Here is an 18,377-nt window from a genome sequence, read left to right as displayed (position 1 = left end):
GAGGGACCGGAACTCATGTTCAAGAAACTTGCAATCGGTGCCGCTTTTGCCCTGGCGCTTGCTCCTGTCGCATCCTTTGCGGCAGGCGGCGGCGAGCAGCATATCGAGGATTTCCAGTTCTCGTTCGAAGGCCCCTTTGGCACCTATGACCAGAACCAGCTGCAACGCGGTCTTCAGGTCTATACCGAGGTCTGTGCGGCCTGCCACGGCCTGAAATACGTGCCGCTGCGCACGCTGGGCGACGAGGATGGCATCGGCTGGACCGACGAACAGGTCCGCGCCTATGCGTCCGAGACTTTCTCGGTCTATGACCCGGAACTGGAAGACGATCGCCCGGCGATCCCGACCGATCACTTTCCGGCCAACACCGCCGCAGGCGCCCCGGACCTCAGCATGATGGCCAAGGCGCGCGCGGGCTTCCACGGCCCCTACGGTCTGGGCATCAACCAGCTGCTCAAGGGGATCGGCGGCGCGGAATACATCGCCTCGCTCCTGATCGGCTATACCGGTGAGGAAAAGGAAGAGGCAGGTTCGATCCTGTACGAGAACACCGCCTTCCCGGGTGGCTGGATCTCGATGGCGCCGCCGCTGAGCGACGAGCAGGTGGAATTTGCCGATGGTCACGCCAATGACCTGCACCACATGGCGGCTGACGTTTCGGCCTTCCTCATGTGGGCGGCCGAGCCCAAGATGATGGCTCGCAAGCAGGCCGGTCTGGTCGGCGTGATCTTCCTGACCATCCTGGCCAGCATGCTGTACCTGACCAACAAGCGCCTCTGGGCGCCGCACAAGGGCAAGAAGCACTAAGCCGCTTCGACGCTTTGGTTTCGGAAACCCCCGCACCCCGGTGCGGGGGTTTTCTTTTGCCGATCCGCCGATCGGCCGCGCGTCGGGCCTGCCGGCAACGCGACGGCGCGCCAGACCGCATCGGGGCAGCGCGACCCGCAGTTGACTTGGGACTGGTTCGGCGAGATCTGCCCGAAACGCGCATCAGCACGCGCTTATTTCGGGGGGATAAGCCTTTGGCCCATGGTGGCGAGGGGCTGTCGCGGCCAGCTTCGTGTCGTGTCGGCGGATGTCCCGCCGGCCCTGACCGAAGGAGAATCCGAGATGAAAACCCTGTCTCTTGTTGCCGCGCTGGCTCTGGCCGCTGCCCCCGTTTTTGCCATGGACCTGACCACCGAGACCGTGCTGGGCACGACCGAGGAAGCTGTCCGCACCAGCCTGAAGGACCTTGGATACGAGGTGCGCAAGACCGAGGCCGAAGACGGCAAGATCGAGGCCTATGTTGTCAAGGACAAGACCATGGCCGAGGTCTATGTCGATCTGACGACCGGCAAGGTCGTCAAGATCAAGACGAAATGACCGGTCGGGTGGCCGGGGAACGCGGCGGGCGCATGGGCGCCCGCACCTACCGGGTGTGGGACCCGCTGGTGCGCATCACCCATTGGGGCGTCGCCCTGGGCGTGCTGCTGAACGCGGGCGTCACTGACCCGGACGGCCGGTTGCACGAACAGGTCGGCTATGCGGTGCTGGGTCTGGTTGTGCTGCGCCTCTTGTGGTGTATCGTGGGCCCGAAAACGGCGCGGTTCACCACTTTCCCCCCGTCCCCGGCTGCGGCCATGAGGCATCTGCGGGACATGCTGAGCGGGGACCGCGCGGTGCATCTGTCTCATAACCCGCTGGGGGCGCTGATGGTCTATAACCTGTGGCTTACACTGCTGGCGTTGTCGGCGACCGGGATCATGATGGGAACCGTTGCCTTTTTCGGCGCCGACTGGGTCGAGGAGCTGCACGAGGCGGCTTATGGCTGGCTGATGCTGTCGGTCGCCCTGCATGTGGGTGGCGTGATCTTTGACCAGTGGCGGACGGGGGTGCCCCTGGTGCGGGCGATGGCCAACGGGCGCAAGCAGGTCGCGGGTGACAGGCCGGTCAAATGATCTTTGCGGTCGGAAAACTGCTGCGGCCCGGCGGCGCGGATGAGCGCCGGGCCGCGGTCCTGGCCTGGATGACCACGATCCAGGCGCTGTGCGCGCTGTTCTTCATCGGCGATGTTGCATTCGACCTCTATGCCGGTGACGGGCAGGCGTTGGGTCATTTGTGGATGGAAAGCTTTGTCGCGGTGGTGCTGCTTTTGGGGCTGGGGGTTCTGATCGTCGAGCTGCGCCAGCTCTTGTTGCGCATGGACCGGGTCACCGCCGGGCTGATGGCGGCGCGGGGCGAGATGGCGGAGGTGATCGAGGCGTTCTTTTCCACCTGGGGGCTGACGCCTGCCGAACGCGATGTGGCGCTGATGATCCTGAAGGGATTGGACAACGACAGCATCGCCACGGTGCGCGGCCGGGCGGCGGGTACGGTCCGCGCGCAATCGGCGGCGATCTATGCCAAGGCGGGGGTCGATGGGCGAACGCAGTTCCTGAGCCTCTTCATGGAAGAGCTGCTGGCGGATCCGGAGTAGGAGAGGGGCGCTGCCCCTCTTGCCCTGCGGGCAATTCACCCCGGAGTATTTTCGACCAGAAAGAAGCGGGACACATCTGCCCATAACGGGAGGCTCCTTGAGGGTTGGTAGGGGACGGTCTGTGACAGGTTGACAGGTAGTTTGACGTTGATCATTCTGACCCCGACGCGACACGGGAAAAGTGTTGTCGGGAGATGCCGATTGGCCCCCGGTATCGGAGCGGATTCGAAAATGACCGCTGCGCGTCTTTCATGAAAACGAAAGATGACGGAGGAGCGGTATGGCCGCGACGATTCAAATTATCAGAACCAAACGCATGAAGGCTCAGGGCGGGGTTTGTTTCTATTGTGGGTTTCCCGTGTGGACGGGCGATCCGAGCGACTACATCAGGCAAACCGGGCTGACCAGGAAGCAGGCAGAGCGGTTTCGGTGTACCGCCGAGCATTTGACGGCGCGGTGTGATGGCGGGACGGACGCCGAGGAGAACATTGTCGCCGCTTGCCATTTCTGCAACCAGACACGTCACGCGACGTCGACTCCGATGCCGGCAGACAAGTACAGGGCGAAAGTTCGGTGCCGATTGGCCAGAGGTAAGTGGCACATGGCGGCCCTCCGTTGTGCGGGGCGACTGCGTCGATCCACCTCTTGAGCCTGTTGTTGGAAGAGCTACCGGGCTACCGGCAGATCGGAGTAGGGGAGGGGCGCTGCCCCTCTTGCCCTACGGGCAATTCACCCCGGAGTATTTTCGACCAGAAAGAAGCGCGACGGGTTTGGCGGCGAGGCCAGGGCCGAGAGCACCTTGCCTGCGTTGTCCTGCGGGCTGGCGGTGCCGTCGAGCTCCAGATCGTAATTTAGGCCGCTGTGGATATGGGCATGGTCGCGGGCTGCGCTGCCAGCGGGGCGGTCGCCGCGCCGGTGTTCCCTGAGGGTCAGGGTTTCCAGCGGGGCGTGAACGCCGACGAAGAGGAGCGTATGTGTGGCGAGCAGGCGTTGCAGGCGCGCATGCCAGCCGGGTGTGTCGAGGATATGTTCAAGGATCAGGTCGTTGCCGGTATCGGCGAATCCGGCGATGGCGCGGTGAAACCCCTCGAAGAAACCGGACCGGGCGGCGGGCCAGTTCGCGTAGGCGGAGGGTGTCCAGGCGCCGCTGTCGCGCAGGTGATCGATGGAGAGATGCAGCCAGGGCCGGTCCGATGCGTCACGAATTGCGGCGGCGATCGTCGACTTGCCGCTGCTGGACGGGCCATGCAGGAACAGAACCGTCGCCATGGGATGGTTCAGACCGAAAGCTGGCTGCCCGAGGTGCCGGTTATCGTGGCGGTGACGATCCGGCCTTCGGGCTGGGGCGCGGCAAAGGCAACCTCGGTAAACTGTTCCGTGCGGCCCATGTGCGGGCTTTCCATCAGGATGCGGTGGCTGCGGCCGACCTGTTCGGCAAGGTGCAGCGCCACGCGCCTGTCGCCTGCGGCGCGCAGGCGGGCGGCGCGGTCCTTGATGATCTTGCCGTTCACCTGACTGGGGATCTTGGCGGCGGGCGTGCCCTCGCGCCGGGAATAGGGGAAGACGTGCAACCAGGTCAGGTGGCAGTCGTCGACGAGCCGGAGCGAGTTCTCGAAATGCGCCTCGGTCTCGGTCGGGAAGCCAGCGATGATATCGGCGCCGAAGGTCATCTCGGGGCGGAGCCGTCGGGCCTCTTCGGCAAAGCGTATGGCGTCGTCGCGCAGGTGGCGGCGCTTCATCCGTTTCAGGATCAGGTCGTCGCCATGTTGCAGGCTGAGATGCAGATGCGGCATCAGGCGCGGTTCGGTGGCGATGGCCTGCATGAGGTTCTCGTCCACCTCGATCGAGTCGATGGAACTGATCCTGAGGCGCGGCAGGTCGGGCACCAGCCGCAGGATGCGCATCACCAGGTCGCCCAGTTTAGGGCCTGCGGGCAGGTCGGCGCCCCAGGAGGTGAGGTCGACCCCGGTGAGCACGACCTCGTTATAGCCGCGATCCACCAGCCGCTTGATCTGGTCCACCACCACGCCCGCCGGAACGCTGCGCGAGTTGCCGCGGCCATAGGGGATGATGCAAAAGGTGCAGCGGTGGTCGCAGCCGTTCTGCACCTGAACATAGGCGCGGCTCCGCGTGCCGAACCCGTCGATCAGGTGGCCGGCGGTTTCGGTCACGCTCATGATGTCATCGACCTGCACCGCTTCGGTGTCGCCGATGAAATCGGCGGCCATGCTCTTCCAGGTCTCGGGGCGCATCTTTTCGGTATTGCCGATCACCGCGTCGACCTCGGCCATGGCGGTGAAGGTTTTGGGCTCGGTCTGGGCGGCGCAGCCGGTGACGATCAGCCGGGCGGTGGGGTTCTCGCGGCGCAGGCGGCGGATCTCCTGACGGGCCTTGCGCACGGCTTCGGCCGTGACGGCGCAGGTGTTGACGATGACGGCATTGTCCAGCCCGGCCTGGGCCGACAATTCCTTCATCGCTTCCGTCTCATAGGCATTGAGTCGGCAGCCGAGCGTGGTGAACTTTGGCGCGCTCATCCCAGGCTGGCCAGGAACTCAGGCGTCAGCGTGGCGCTGAACACATGCATGGTGGGGCCGGTCATCCAGACGCCATCGTCGCGCCAGTCGATCCAGAGCGTGCCGCCGTCGAGGTCGATCTGCACCTTGCGGCCCGTGAGGCCCCGGCGCGCGGCGGCCACGGCTGTGGCGCAGGAGGAGGAGCCGGAGGCCAGGGTGATGCCGACGCCACGCTCCCAGACCCGCATGCGGATACGGTCGGGGCCGGTAATTTGCGCCACCTGCACATTGGTGCGTTGCGGGTAGAGCGGGTGATGTTCGTAGCGGGCGCCGAACTCGGCCAGCGGGATCGCTTCGGCATCGGCCACGAAGAAGGTGCAATGGGGATTGCCCATGCCGGTGGCGGTCGGGCTGCCCTCGATGGGCAGTTCCAGCGTGTCCAACTCTTCGGCCAGGGGAATCTCGTGCCACAGAAGTTGCGGCGCCCCCATGTTGACCGAGGTCAGCCCGTTGCCTGCATTGCGCGCAAACAGTTCGCCGCGATCAGTTGTCAGGTGCAGCTCGGTCTTGCTGGTCTCATCCATCAGGTAGCGCGCGATACAGCGGGTGGCATTGCCGCAGGCGGCCGAGGTCGAGCCGTCGGCGTTCAGAAACACCAGATGTGCGTCGCCCTTGCCCGGTTCGATCAGCGCCAGCTGGTCGAATCCAACGCCGAAATGGCGATGCGCGATACCCTGGGCCATCGCTGGCGAAACGGCGACCGGATGCGTGCGCGCATCGACAACGACAAAGTCGTTGCCCAGCCCGTGCATCTTCATGAAGGTCAAACCAGTGTTCTGCTGCTGCGTCATGGCGGCCATATAGCGCTGAGCCAGATAATATTCCAGCCCGCTGGAAAGATTCCGGAAAAAAGGGGTTGACCCCCTCCGGCCACCTGCCTAATTAGGCCGCCTATCGGGTCGCCGGACACGCCGGAAACGAAAGCGACACGAGGCGCAAATAAGCTCTTGAACCCCCTCGGCGAAATGGCTTAGAGAGCGCCACGGATCGAAAGATCGGACAAAAGAGTGGGCCGTTAGCTCAGTTGGTAGAGCAACTGACTTTTAATCAGTGGGTCACAGGTTCGAATCCTGTACGGCTCACCACTGTTTTCAAAGACTTACGAGGCAATCTCATGCCTGGCACTCGCTTAGGGTAAGCGTAGGGTAAGCGTAGATACCCATTTTTCCCTTTACATTCGCCCGAGGGTTGCACGACTCTGCAGACAAGGGAGGAACTGATGGGACACATCAGGCTTGGCACGTTGCCTCGATCTAAGAAGTGGCGAGAGGTCGTTGATCTGATCGCAACCGATGCGTCGGTCGAACAGATCGCCGAGGCCGCAGCGGATGCATCTGAGAGCGATCTCGCACGGGCGAGTCGTGACCCCAGGTTTCAGTTTGTAAGTGATCTCCTCGTGAGGCTGCCTTTGCTTGCAAGGGCTCCGGGCTTCGAAGACGCTTTGGCTGACTTGGGCATTGCGACGTCGGAACTCGGTTCAGTGACCGGCTTGCTGGCCGGTTTGGATCGTGCCATTGGTCGCAACAGCTTCGATCTCCGAAGTTCCTCAGATGCAGGAGAATTGGCGAAGGTCGCGCTCTTGGAAAGCCTTTCCGTTCAGCTGCACGACCGGTTGCCATCCCTGTTTGAACCGACACCGCAAGAAATTCGCCAAGCACTCGCGAGCTTCGCCTCGGGCGATGCATTTGCGAGACTCTCGCGGGATTTCTTTGCCCGGCTGACATACCGCTCTCTAGACTACTATCTGAGCCGGGAACTCGCCAATCACACTGGCGAGGATCGACGCTTTTCCACCGATGCACAGCGAGTGGCATTTCAACAAGCCCTCGCCCAGCACACATTTGAAGTGTCTAGAATTGTCGAAGAATATGCGGGCGGCTGGTATGGCAAAACCGTCTGGCAGAAGCAGGCGCTTGATCGCGATGCAATAGACAAGTTCACAGCTTATGCGTTCAAAAAGATGCGCTCGGAGTTTGGGCGCCGTCGCGCCGTTGCCTGAAGTTGAAGTCAGATGGTTGCCGCCCCTGACAAAAAGCGGCGGTGATGAAGTCCTGCGTCTCGGCATTGCTGGCCGCGAAGTCGCAATGACGCTGCGGATTGGACAATTGAACCGTCAATTGGTCGAGGCCCTGCAGGATCGTGCACTCGATTTGCTGGAGATTGCCGCGCTTGTCTATTGCGCGGACGCGGCAGTCAGCCGTGGTGGCCTGGCGGATCAGAAGATGGGTGAGAAGTGGCACAGACGGTTCGTAGCCACCATGCCGGTACGCGATCTGGATTTCTGGCAACGTGAGAGCGTAATACAGGCTCTGGAAGAAACGTTGATGTTTCTATCCGGCGACCGCTTTGAATTTTCTTTTTCGACCAAAGACGAACCGGATGCAGAGCGATCGCGCTTCTTCAAATTCGGCCGAAATAGTTCATGGAAGCCCCACCGCGTCCTGATGTTTTCCGGCGGGCTCGATTCCTTTGCGGGCGCTGTGGAAGAAATCGTAGAACAGAAGCATCGGGTTGCTTTGGTCAGTCATGCCTCGTCCACGAAAATAGCGCCAGTCCAGAAACGGCTGATATCAGCGTTGAGCAAACGGTACGGACCGGAAACGTGCCGTCACATTCCCATGACCGCCCAGTTGAAGAGCCGATCGACCGCGGAAAGAACGCATCGCACACGCTCATTCCTGTTTGCGGTACTTGGGTCGATCACTGCAACGGCCTTTGGACTGGACCGCGTGTCGTTCCATGAAAACGGGGTCGTGAGCCTCAACCTACCGCCGGTCGGCAACGTCGTTGGAACACGAGCGACGCGAACCACGCATCCAAAGACACTGAAGCTGTTCACCGGTCTTCTGCGGCTTGTTTTCGAGAACGATATGCGCGTCGACAATCCCTACTTCGCGCGCACAAAAGCAGAAGTCGTGGAACGCATTGCGCAACTGGGGATAGCAGACCAGATTATCGAGACGCGTAGTTGCGCTGATGTGCATAATCAAACCCATCAATACTTCCATTGTGGGCGCTGTTCGCAGTGTATCGATCGGCGGTTCGCGATGCTTTCAAAGGGGTTGGAGCGATTTGACCCGGAAGATGCCTATCGCGTGGACCTTATGTCGGACGCTCGACCGAACGGGACCGACCGGGAGATGGCGTTGTCCTACGTACGCAATGCAGTGTTCTTCGGGAACGCCACACCAGATGCACTGGCCCGGAGTTTCCCGGTTGTTCTGGATGCGGTCAATCATCTCGACAGTCCACCAGACACAGCAATGTCGATGATCGCAGATTTGCTTAACCGCCACGGCAAGGCGGTCACATCTGTCATGCGCAGAACTCTCGAAAGCAAGTCACCCGGTGAGTTCCCCGCACAGAGTTTGCCCAGACTGTATGGCGAGATGCAGAGCGCCTTGACCTTGCCGTTCGTGCCTGCTGCACCTGTCGAAAACACTCAGAAACAGCAGCTTCCGCTGACCATGGAAATCGACAAAGCCTCCCGTTTGGTTGTGATCGATCAACGTGTTGAGCTTAAGAAAAACGCAACGGCTGACCTGCTGATCGTTTTGTCTGAACAGTGGCTCCGATGTATTGGTGAAGGTCTTGATCCGTATGATTTTACTTGCCTCCCTGCCGGGCTGCTAGCTGAAGAACTTGGCTTAGAAACGGAAGAGGCGACGCGACGCAGGGTGATGAACGGCCGCAGAATACTGAAGCAAAACCTCCTATCCGCCGGTATTGATCTCAATGTCGCTGCAAACCTGATCGAGAATATCCCATCGCACGGCTACCGGCTCGCACCCGATCGTGTGAAGGTGCGCAAAAGGTGTCACCGTTGGATGACCTGATCATCGTCTGACAACGGTCCGCGATGGCGGAACCGCGCCATCAGTTCGACCTGGCGCCCGGGAGCCACGGAGCCGTAAGAGCTGAACGTTGTCATCACGTCGTCGTGCCCCATGTTCTGCGACCAGGCTTTGTAATCCTCTGGTGTCCTGCAATGATGCTTTGCCAGTTCAGCGATCGTATCTCGCACGCGGTGCGGCGAAAACGGGGGCAGTCCGGCGTCGACGAAAGCCTGCTTAAAGATCCTGGCCGCTGATGACGGGCCTGCCCAAGGCTCGCGCGCGATGCCAACTGCCTCAAAGCATCTCAACAGCCCAACGGCGACGCGTGTTTTTGGGAAGAGAGGATCTGTGTCTGAGAAAAGATGCTCCTGACGAAGCTCCATGATCCACGACTGCAGGATTGCTTCGACTTGATCTCCGAAGGGATAGAAACTGGTCGTGAAGGACTTTCCGAACTTGGTGTCCACCGAACGGCCGTCAAACTGCACGCATTTATTGGCAAGGTCGACATGACGCAGCCGCACTGTAATCGCCGCGCCCTCACGTGACCCAGTCAGAAACAAGAAGGCGATCAGCGCACGATCACGGCGCTGGATGACTGTTTCTATGGGCATCTCAGACAACAGGCGTTCAACCTGTTCGGGAGACGGATGCGGTTTCCAAAGGGTGCCGCGACGGGCCTGTTCCGATTTGCGATCCGGCGTGAGATAGGCAATGTCGGCGCGGGAGATCCTGGACTTGTACCCCGGTTGGTCCGCCATCCAGTCAAAGAACTTCATGACGTCGCGCAGCACGCCGTTGATCGTGGCAGGCGACAATGAAGCGCCTGTGCGGTCATTGCGTAGACCTTCCAGATGGCGTTTGAACGCGCGCGCCTTTTCTGAATGGAACGCCCTGTAGTCCTTACCTTTGAGCCATCTGTCATAGATGGCAATCGACGCTGCAGCTTTGTCGATCGAAGATTGCGACAGCCCCTTTGCGTCCTTCAGCCAGACGAGGTGTTTGCGCTTGATACGCAGGTTATCCGAGGCGTGTTTTGACATAGGTCTCGGGCTCCTCTTTCAAGGTCACTTTTGAATGGGGTTCGGTACAGGACACTAATCTTGGGGATGCTTGTTGAGGTGTGACCTCCAATTTGGCCTGAACGGCCTCCAGATCTGAACGGCGAATGATCTTGTTCATAACCGCACCACACGTCGGACAGAGGGCTGTTAGGCGGCCGCTGGCAACCGTTTCCTGAACGTAATCCGCAATCTTGCCGTCGGGCTCACGCGGACCTCTGCAGCTGAGGCAGTAGCAGTGATGCAATGCCAACTTGCACCGCGCCTTGCGTTGTCTTTGTCCAAGGAAGTCCTTGAGCACATGTCCTTCGATCAACCAAGGCTTGCTGCTGGTATCAGCCGCAAGTCCGTTGTTCCCAATCCAGCGAATGACGGTCTGGCGATGACAGCCCAAAACGTCCGCCACCTCCCAGACTGTGTAGACAAGGTGCGATTTGACTTTGTGTGAGGGGAAGGACTTTGCCATTACACACCCTCCCCGGAAATCGGTCCGCATGTATTCTGGCAGACCTGCGCCTCCTCAAAGGCTTCGATCACGCCTTCATCGTAGAGCACGCGCGCTCCGATCTTCAAAAACCTGGGGCCCTTTCCGAGCCACCGCCACTGCTCCAGCGTCCGCGGCGACATGTGCCACCGCTCCGCCAGCTGATCTTGTGTCAACTTGGGCATATCAACCTCAATTGCTCACTGCGGCACGAGGAAGTTCGGTCCGCTTCTACAATTGAGAATCTGATGGTTCAGAGTTTGGAAGTATGTGGCAACTGCCCCGGAAAGCGTGACAAGTACCAAAGCTAAGCCATTGATACTAAATACGCCGAGACGAAAAGGTGTGACATATCCACAAAATGCGTGACCTCGCGATCCAAACCGCGTGGGAATCAGTGTCTGCAAATGGCCCGAAAGCTGACGTTAATCAAAAATACTTCGAAGACGGCTTCGAGCCCATACTGTAAGTTGGCTAAGTGCGCAGAAACCGTCTCGAAGGGCGGACACCGGCTATTCTCTGCGACCGCGAGAAACCCGAGTCGAAACGGCGAAAGCTGCCGTTCAGTCCGGGCTTCAAGATCATTTTCTGAACCGGACCTTCGCTGCGCCGGTTTCGAGCGTCTCACATGCGGACCTTGCCGCCTTTCGAAACGGTTCGGGCGATGACCGCTGTGTAGCACGTAGCAGACCTACTACAAAACCTGAGCGCATAACGGCCCCGACTGAATGGCGAAAAACGGAGTGAACTGCGTTTTGCACCAATTCCTACTTTCCGGCTCTGGTTAACTTTTACCAAGGCGCAATTTGTGTTGGATTGGTCGGGACGCAAAGCTCGGGCGCACTGATCCTCGAACTCCATTCGAAGTCTGATAAATCATCGCGGCACCTCGTGGCTCGTGGGCCTGGAGCATGCGTGAGATGTCCTTACGTATGCGTCCTTGATATGATTGGTTCAATCGGCCATCCTTGGGTTTGTGACGGGCAGATTGCGCTGTTTGATCCGCCCCGGGAACCTTCAGAAGGGCGCCAATGCGATTTCGAAGTTGGATCGTCACCACCTTGGTGATTGGAATCGCGCTTGCAGTGCTCTCTGTCCTACTGGTCCTGCAGCACAACGCGCTCTACTCCCAACTGCTGCGCCAGCGCATCGCCGTCATAGCCCAGACGACGGCAGAGACCTTCCGACCAGTTCTCGACCTTGGCCTGCCTATATCGATGCTACGGGATGGCGACAGCATCGTGGCCCGTGGCATGTACATTGATCCCAAGATCGTGGCGGTGCACGCGATAAACCCCAGTGGCATCGTGGCCCATACCACGGGAACGAAACCCACAACACTGCCACAGGATGTGCTGACAGCCATGCGGCTTGCGGACGGCGACTTCTGGGGGCACGAGACCGCGGACACGCTTTATAGCGGCTTTTCCATTCGCCGAGCGCAAGACGGGCCGGTATCGGGCGCCGTTATCGTGGAATATCCGCATGAGCTCCTGGAAACTGCGTCGCAAGACATTGTACGTATCACGTTGCGCAGCGCACTTGTGATCCTGATCGGAACATCCACTCTCGCTTTCATTCTGATCTATCTGGTTCTCGACCGACCGCGGCGCAGACTGGCGGAGCTTTTGAGTACCTACAGCCATGGAAAAGCTGTTGCGTCCGCCGTGCCGCCGGACAGATCGCCAGAACATGGGGCTCTCGACGCAGAGTTCTCGCGGCTGGCGCGGAGCCTGCACGACGCCGAGGCGGCCTATGACGAGGCGCAGCGGGCCATTGCCGCCTCTGCGGAGGGCCGGCCGTTCTCTTCCCAGTCCCCGTCCGCTCAGACCGAAGAGGTTTCACCGGAGCGAACTGGCCGGTTGAAAACCCTGATACTTGCGCGGGTTCTGCCGATCACGATTGTCTTGCTCATTGCCTCGGCCATGATGCTGGGCACGGTGCTTATGCGTGCCGTCACCAGATCGGTCGAGCCTGAACTCGCTGCGCGAACCGACCTGATCGGTACCGTCGTCAGCGAGAACGTCCAGCACGCTCTCGACAGCGGAATAGGCCTCGATGAGATCGTCGGGGCGGACCAGTTCTTTGGCGACATGCTCAAGCGGCTGCCGGAAGTGGCCTACATCGCCATCGCAACCGGGCGGATCGTGATTGAGGCAGGCGAGCGCATCGACCCCTATCTCGCACCGCCGAGAGAGCGGCGCGGCGTGCGGAGCCATCCGATCCTGCATGACGGCAAAGAGATCGCCTATGTTGTCATCGACATAGACCCGCGCCTGATCGCGCAACGGTTCCGGGACGTCTTGCTTGACGAAACGGTGATCCTGCTGGTGACGGTCCTGCTTGCGTGGGAGGTGATGCTGCTGCTCACCGGACGCACTCTGACAGGCGGATTGGCGCGGCTGCAAAGGCTGAGCGCCATGCAGGCGGCGGGCGATTTCTCGCGGCGGGTCTCTGTCGTCGGACAGGATTCGGTTCAGGCAATCCTGAGCAGTGTCTCGAACCGAGCCGAGACACTGCACGGGGCCTTTGCCAAGGCTGTCGAGACCGCCACCGCACCGGGCCGCGCCGCTCTCCAGTCCGTCGGCGGGCGGTTCGGTCTCTCTCCGGGCGGACCAAAGCTGCTGGAGACATCGTCCTTTTCCGACATTCGGCTTGCTCTCTTTCTGTTTGCAGCGGCGGACGAATTACCGCTGGCTTTTTTGCCGATCTATACCCGCGCGGCGGACAATCTTTGGCCGTGGCTGAACCAATCCGTCCTGATCTCGTTGCCGCTTGCCGGTTACCTGTTGGCCATCGTGATCATGTCGCCCTATGCGCGCTTGCTGGTCGAGCGCTTCGGGGTCAGGGGGCTCTTTTTCGCCGCGGCAATCCCGACGCTGGCCGCGCATATCGGCCTGTTCGCGGCCAGCACGGCTCAGGAGATCATCCTCTGGCGCGCGGTTACCGGTTTCGGTTACGCGCTCGTGACCCTTGCCGCACAGGACTATGTTCTGAGCGTCGCAACCAAGGCAGACCGGGATCGAATGCTTGGCATCTTCAGCCTCGTCCTCTTTGGCGGCGTGTTTTCCGGAGTGGCGCTGGGTGGCGTGTTGGCCGACCGACTGGGGCCATCGAATGTCTTTCTGGTCAGTGCCGCCCTGATTGCGGCATCCGCCCTGCTGAGCTGGAAATTGATTGCGCCCGACATCGGCCGGATAGACATGGAAAAGGCCGCCACATCGACCCGAGGCGCGAAATGGCGTGTTCTGGCTGATGGGCATCTCGCCGCCCTGATTTTCGGAATTGCCATCCCTGCGGCAGTGGTCTTGCAGGCCTTTGTCTCCTACCTCGCCGCGCTCACCCTGAATGCGCAGGGAGCGTCGGCAGCCGAAATCGGCCGGATTCTCATGCTCTACTTCGTCACGGTCATGGTAGTCAGCCCGCTTGCAGGGCGCCTGGAAGGCCTGTTGCGGATGCCCGGCACGGTTCTTTGTATCCTCGGAGCGGCCCTTGCCGGAATCTCCTTGCTTCCCATTGCCGCCGCGCCGTCCCAGCTGACCATGGCGCTTGCCATGATCGGCACCGGCGCGGGCGGCGCGCTGGTGCGGGGAACCCAGGTTTCCCTTGCCCTGAGCCTTTCGGAGGCGAAAGTCACCGGGCTCGGACCTGCAACCGTCCTTGGCGCCCTGCGCACCGGTGAACGCCTTGGCAGTGTTGTCGGCCTCATCCTTGTGGCTTGGCTCTCGGGAGCAACGGGGCACGCTGCCGCGACGCTGGCAATCGCGGTCTGGACGATGGCCGGAGGTGCCCTTTTCGCCGTCATGGGCGGCATGAATTTCTTGACATCGCAGCGGTCTGACCGGTGACTGTTCTTGTTGATCCGACTGAGGTACCCGATGAAAACTGTCGTTTCAAAACTTGCTGTGGTCTTTTGTCTTCATGTTTCCTTCTCTGTCCCGGCGTGGGCAGATACGAAAGTCATTCTCGGGGTATTTTACTACGGGTGCGATGAACTGTGCCACGGCGTACAATCGGAATTGGCGCAAAGCGGCTATGATGTCGAATTGGACGTCCGCGATCTTCAGCAGGACATTTCGCGCCTGCCGGCGCTGCTTGAAGAGGCCCGGGCCAACAAGGTGGCTCTCGTCATCACGCATGGGACTAGTGCAACGCTGGGAACGATCGGACGGTTGGAGGATGTCGGTGACCCGCAGTTCCTATCCGATATTCCGGTTGTCTTCACTCAGGTGGCCGACCCATTCGGCACCGGTATCGCCGAAAGCTTCGCACGTAGCGGGCGCGAAAATGTTGCGGGCACCTTCAATCGCGTTCCCGAGGCCGTGAACATTGAGGTCGTGCGCAGTTACGACGCCAAGTTCGACCGGCTCGGCCTTCTTTACAACAGCAACGAAGAGAACTCGGTCATCAAGCGCGACGAACTTGCCGCGCTCGCCCCGACACTTGGCGTGGAATTGATTGCGCTCGAGGTCCAGCCAGGTGTCTCGGGGCCGCCAGATCCCGCGCAGATCCCTGCGCGGATGGCTGAACTGGCCGCAGCCGGGGTCGAATGGCTTTACCTAGGGTCATCTTCGTTCCTTCGTCAGAACGGAACACTGTTCACAGAGTCTGCGGTCGAGAATGGCATCGCAATCATCAGTCCCTACGAGGTTCTCGTGCGCAACGACAGCGCGCTTCTGTCGATCGCGGCACGGGAAGAGGATGTGGGCCGCCTCGCCGCGCGACAGGCGCTTACCATCCTGCGCGACGGCATCGCCCCGGGGGACCTCCCGATCCTAAGCGCGACCGATTTCGCATATGTCGTCAATATGGACGTCGCCCGGAAACTCGACAAAATCCCGCCCTTCGCCTTCCTGCAGATAGCCGAGACGGTTCAGCACTGATCACGGGCGATTGGCAGTGGCCTGTCGGTGGACCCGGACTGCCTTAGCAAGCCAACGGTCACGAGAGTCGCGAAAATCCCGCCGAGACCCGATTATCGGCCTGATCGCAAACTCCGACCAAGCCTCCATTTCTTCACCGCACCCTGATAGGATCCATGGGCGTGACAGGTGACATCGTACCGAATCCGCTTTGCTTGACATGCCTGGGCTTTTCACCTTGTCTCACCCATAGCTTCAAGAAGGGGAGAGGCCGATGCGCAGCTTGAACGTCTTGATGGCGGTATCGGTGCTCTTAGCATTTTCTGTGTCTCCGTCAATCGCAGAGACGAAGAGGATTTTCGCCATTACCTTCGACATGTGCGATCCCATCTGCGAGGGCTTTCAGGCCGAGGTCGAGGAAAGCGGCTTTGATGTCGAGATCGTCTGGCGCGACTATGAACTGGACAAGTCTCGCCTGCCGGGCCTGGTCGCCGAAGCCCGTGAGCTTGAGGCAGACCTGATCCTGACGAACGGCACGAACGCGACACTCGGTGTCGTCGGCACCTTTGACGATCTAGGGGACGACGGATTTATCGGCGAGATCCCCGTCGTGTTTACGAATGTCGCAAACCCCTTCAGCGCAGGTATCGCCGTTGATTTCGATGGCACCGGTCGTGCCAACGTGGCCGGCACGTTCAACCGGCCGGAGGAAGCCCTGAACATCCAGGTCATCAAGACCTATGACGACAGCTTTGATACGCTGGGCCTCCTGTACAATTCGGACGAGGCGAACTCGGTGATCAAGCATGATGAATTGGTGGACCTGTCCCGGACTATGGGCTTCAATCTGGTCGCGGTCGACATGTCCCAGGACGGCGCGCGCCCGGAGCCAGAGGACCTGCCAGCTTGGCTGGACCGACTGAAAGAAGCGGGTGTTCGCTGGATCTATATCGGCTCGAGTTCGTTCCTGCAAAGGAACGCAGACGCGTTCACGCGTGGCGCGATTGTTCGCGACATGGCGGTGGTGAGCCCATACGAGCACCTCGTGCGCAAAAGCGATGCGCTGATCTCCGTGGCAGCGCACCTCAAGGATGTTGGACGGCTTGCCGCGCAACAGGCCCTGAGGATACTGCGCGACGGCGAAAGTCCTGGCGACTTGCCGATCGTTCGCGCCGCCGACTTTGCCATTGTCGTGAACATGGACGTCGCGCGGGAGCTGAACAGAATGCCGCCCTTCGCCTTTCTTCAGATTGCAGATACGGTTCATGACTGACCGCGAAAACTGAAACCGGTTCCGCTGCGCGGAAAAAACTCGATTGGCCATTGTATGCCTAACAAAATGGCCGTTCTGTGGAGAAAGTCGTCATTATTACACCGCGCAGCAATCGACAATATGGGCTCGAAGCGGCCCAATGCGACCGCGGCACGCACCTTGGCTCAGACCGCAGGAAACCGGCCGTTCGCCACAAACGCCAAGCCATTGATCTTTGGCCTTGCCCGTGGCACCCGAGACATTCACGCTTCGGCAGGCGACGTTAATGTCAAACACCGCGAATACGGGCTCAGAGCCCGATGCGGACAGGAAACTCGCCAATCTGGAACGTGGCTCTTCAGGAATAGCTCAAGAACCGTGACTTGCCGAACATCTTGCGATGTTCCGCAGGAGTCAGTCCGGTCTTGCGCTTGAATAACTTCCTGAACGACGGCGTATCAACATAACCTACTGCCTCTCCAACATCTGCTATCGGTATATCGGTGGTTTCAAGCAGCTGCCGTGCTTCTTCAATTCGCAAGGCTAAAACGTAGTCTTGCGGCGACTTGTTGGTCGCTTTGCGGAAGCGTCGCGCGAATGTAGTGGGCGGCAATCCGGAACGGTCTGTCATTTCGCCAACCGGGTTATCGGTCGCGTAATGGTCGGCGATCCATTCCTGGACTTGAGCAATGACCGTGTCAGCGTGAGGCGTTGTGGTGATCAACGACGTGAACGGAGCCTGAAGTTCACCACGGTTGGCCAAAAGCCATACCTTTGCGGCGCGAACTGCTCTTTGTGTGCCGCCGTAATGCGCAATTAGGAACGTGGCAAGTTCCTGCCATCCGGTTGTCCCGCCCGACGTAACGGGGCCGCGGGACGCATCGGAAAAGCAAAGGCCGCGGTCGGTGCGTAGTCGGACGGCAGGATAGTACCGACGGAACAGGCCTTCCCAAGCCCAATGCGTCGTAGCTTCGACCCCATCAAGGATACCTATTTCCGCCAAATAGACTGCTCCCGTACAGGCTGACATCACCCGTGCCCCGGCCATGTCGCGTTCAGCAAGCCAAGACAAGCAGGGGTGTTGAGCGGGGTCAGGCCGTTCGTGCGGTGAAAGCGTCAGCCCGGGCACAATAACAATATCGGCGCTGTCAGCGTCGTGAAATGCTTGGTCTGGCGCGATCCACACTCCACTTCCGCATCGAAACCCCTCAACATCCGGGCCAACCAGACTGACGTCAAACACTGGCTCAGGCTCATCGCCGCTCACCAGGTGTTCCCAGTCCCGGCCTGCAGCGACCAGCGTGTCATATAAACCAAACACACTGGACGCACTGGCTTCTGGAGTTGCGACAATCTGAACTGACAATGGCATGGGCGAGTTGACCAAAAGTGGTGAATTTGGCTCCGTTTTAGGCTTTTTGCCTCTCACGCCCAACCAGAAATGTCACCAAACCTCTATGCGTTCGTGTTTGGCAGGAGGGTCGGATCTGATGAACACAGTTTGGGAACTGTTTTTTGGACGTGAATGGCTCATCTTTTCGAAGGGGGTTGCTTCAAGAGAAGACGGTCGGAAAGTTGACCAGGAAAGTAGAGCCGAAGAATGCAGAGTTTCGGAAAAGGTGTGGAGCTCAGCGATTTATCTCGGGCCCGGCGGACCGCTGATGAGAGACCGTTAGCTTGCCCCGATTCCAATGTCTACTAAGTCCGTAACGCGGACCTTTGCACTGTTTTCAGCCAACGTCCGCTGGAATAAGAAAGCGGTCATTTTCTATATCGCCCTAGGGTCTGTTGAGATTCAGGATTCCCATCTGGTCTAGGTTCTGATTCAAACTCCCAAAAGGGAGGTCTGAA

The 18,377-nt window shown here is 60.0% G+C and carries 17 protein-coding genes and 1 tRNA gene; 11 read left to right on the top strand and 7 right to left on the bottom strand.

What is annotated here, in order from left to right; genetic code table 11:
* The first annotated feature begins 15 nt into the window (after positions 1-15).
* The 5 genes from OEZ49_RS17585 to OEZ49_RS23070 all read left to right on the top strand — a co-directional run bounded on the left by OEZ49_RS17585 (position 16) and on the right by OEZ49_RS23070 (position 3,107).
* Positions 16-807: a cytochrome c1 gene (locus OEZ49_RS17585; protein ID WP_263389536.1), complete on the top strand. Its 792-nt coding sequence runs from the start codon at positions 16-18 to the stop codon at positions 805-807.
* A 303-nt stretch (positions 808-1,110) separates the two neighbouring features.
* Positions 1,111-1,365 carry a PepSY domain-containing protein gene (locus OEZ49_RS17580; protein ID WP_263389535.1) on the top strand — a complete coding sequence of 85 codons (255 nt, stop codon included), beginning with the start codon at positions 1,111-1,113 and terminating at the stop codon, positions 1,363-1,365.
* A complete protein-coding gene (locus OEZ49_RS17575) occupies positions 1,362-1,940 on the top strand; it encodes a cytochrome b/b6 domain-containing protein (RefSeq protein WP_263389534.1) in 579 nt (192 codons plus the stop codon). Before OEZ49_RS17580 ends, OEZ49_RS17575 begins: the two co-directional genes overlap by 4 nt.
* Positions 1,937-2,458, top strand: a complete 522-nt coding sequence (locus OEZ49_RS17570) for a helix-turn-helix transcriptional regulator (protein WP_239059699.1) — start codon at positions 1,937-1,939, stop codon at positions 2,456-2,458. Before OEZ49_RS17575 ends, OEZ49_RS17570 begins: the two co-directional genes overlap by 4 nt.
* Before the next feature lie 280 nt (positions 2,459-2,738).
* Entirely contained in the window at positions 2,739-3,107 is a 369-nt protein-coding gene (locus tag OEZ49_RS23070) for an HNH endonuclease (RefSeq protein WP_397545683.1), read from the top strand.
* A gap of 80 nt (positions 3,108-3,187) precedes the next feature.
* Here OEZ49_RS23070 and OEZ49_RS17565 read toward each other — a convergent pair whose 3' ends face one another.
* Genes OEZ49_RS17565 through dapF form a run of 3 tightly spaced genes read right to left on the bottom strand, consistent with a single transcriptional unit; the run spans position 3,188 to position 5,822 of the window.
* Positions 3,188-3,727: a chloramphenicol phosphotransferase CPT family protein gene (locus OEZ49_RS17565; RefSeq protein WP_263389533.1), complete on the bottom strand. Its 540-nt coding sequence runs from the start codon at positions 3,725-3,727 to the stop codon at positions 3,188-3,190.
* A gap of 8 nt (positions 3,728-3,735) precedes the next feature.
* Entirely contained in the window at positions 3,736-4,992 is a 1,257-nt protein-coding gene (mtaB, locus tag OEZ49_RS17560) for a tRNA (N(6)-L-threonylcarbamoyladenosine(37)-C(2))-methylthiotransferase MtaB (protein ID WP_263389532.1), read from the bottom strand.
* Positions 4,989-5,822 (bottom strand): diaminopimelate epimerase, encoded by an 834-nt coding sequence (gene dapF, locus OEZ49_RS17555; protein ID WP_397545684.1) that lies wholly within the window; start codon positions 5,820-5,822, stop codon positions 4,989-4,991. Before dapF ends, mtaB begins: the two co-directional genes overlap by 4 nt.
* Before the next feature lie 218 nt (positions 5,823-6,040).
* On the opposite strand from dapF, the gene OEZ49_RS17550 reads away from it, so the two are divergent.
* From OEZ49_RS17550 to OEZ49_RS17540, 3 genes are all read left to right on the top strand, one after another.
* Positions 6,041-6,116: transfer RNA gene (locus OEZ49_RS17550), tRNA-Lys, on the top strand.
* Between the two features lie 134 nt (positions 6,117-6,250).
* The gene (locus tag OEZ49_RS17545; protein ID WP_263389530.1) at positions 6,251-7,030 is read left to right on the top strand and encodes a hypothetical protein; all 780 of its coding nucleotides are present in this window, start codon (positions 6,251-6,253) and stop codon (positions 7,028-7,030) included.
* Entirely contained in the window at positions 7,005-8,867 is a 1,863-nt protein-coding gene (locus OEZ49_RS17540; RefSeq protein ID WP_263389529.1) for a 7-cyano-7-deazaguanine synthase, read from the top strand. The genes OEZ49_RS17545 and OEZ49_RS17540 overlap by 26 nt, the downstream gene beginning before the upstream one ends.
* Here OEZ49_RS17540 and OEZ49_RS17535 read toward each other — a convergent pair.
* Genes OEZ49_RS17535 through OEZ49_RS17525 form a run of 3 tightly spaced genes read right to left on the bottom strand, consistent with a single transcriptional unit; the run spans position 8,849 to position 10,597 of the window.
* A complete protein-coding gene (locus tag OEZ49_RS17535) occupies positions 8,849-9,910 on the bottom strand; it encodes a tyrosine-type recombinase/integrase (RefSeq protein WP_263389528.1) in 1,062 nt (353 codons plus the stop codon). The genes OEZ49_RS17540 and OEZ49_RS17535 overlap by 19 nt on opposite strands.
* Entirely contained in the window at positions 9,888-10,394 is a 507-nt protein-coding gene (locus OEZ49_RS17530) for a helix-turn-helix domain-containing protein (protein ID WP_263389527.1), read from the bottom strand. The genes OEZ49_RS17535 and OEZ49_RS17530 overlap by 23 nt, the downstream gene beginning before the upstream one ends.
* Entirely contained in the window at positions 10,394-10,597 is a 204-nt protein-coding gene (locus tag OEZ49_RS17525) for a helix-turn-helix domain-containing protein (protein ID WP_058272705.1), read from the bottom strand. Before OEZ49_RS17525 ends, OEZ49_RS17530 begins: the two co-directional genes overlap by 1 nt.
* A gap of 846 nt (positions 10,598-11,443) precedes the next feature.
* On the opposite strand from OEZ49_RS17525, the gene OEZ49_RS17520 reads away from it, so the two are divergent.
* From OEZ49_RS17520 to OEZ49_RS17510, 3 genes are all read left to right on the top strand, one after another.
* Positions 11,444-14,260 (top strand): MFS transporter, encoded by a 2,817-nt coding sequence (locus OEZ49_RS17520; RefSeq protein WP_263389526.1) that lies wholly within the window; start codon positions 11,444-11,446, stop codon positions 14,258-14,260.
* A gap of 30 nt (positions 14,261-14,290) precedes the next feature.
* A complete protein-coding gene (locus OEZ49_RS17515; protein ID WP_263389525.1) occupies positions 14,291-15,295 on the top strand; it encodes an ABC transporter substrate-binding protein in 1,005 nt (334 codons plus the stop codon).
* 274 nt (positions 15,296-15,569) lie between these two features.
* Positions 15,570-16,547: an ABC transporter substrate-binding protein gene (locus OEZ49_RS17510; protein ID WP_263389524.1), complete on the top strand. Its 978-nt coding sequence runs from the start codon at positions 15,570-15,572 to the stop codon at positions 16,545-16,547.
* A 337-nt stretch (positions 16,548-16,884) separates the two neighbouring features.
* Here OEZ49_RS17510 and OEZ49_RS17505 read toward each other — a convergent pair whose 3' ends face one another.
* The gene (locus OEZ49_RS17505) at positions 16,885-17,898 is read right to left on the bottom strand and encodes a GlxA family transcriptional regulator (protein ID WP_263389523.1); all 1,014 of its coding nucleotides are present in this window, start codon (positions 17,896-17,898) and stop codon (positions 16,885-16,887) included.
* Positions 17,899-18,377 lie beyond the last annotated feature (479 nt).

Origin of the sequence: Ruegeria marisflavi (assembly GCF_025673445.1) — a bacterium.
Classification (GTDB): Bacteria; Pseudomonadota; Alphaproteobacteria; order Rhodobacterales; family Rhodobacteraceae; genus Ruegeria_B; species Ruegeria_B marisflavi.
Note: the sequence above shows the minus strand (reverse complement) of the source record. Positions and strands in the feature narration are given on the sequence as shown.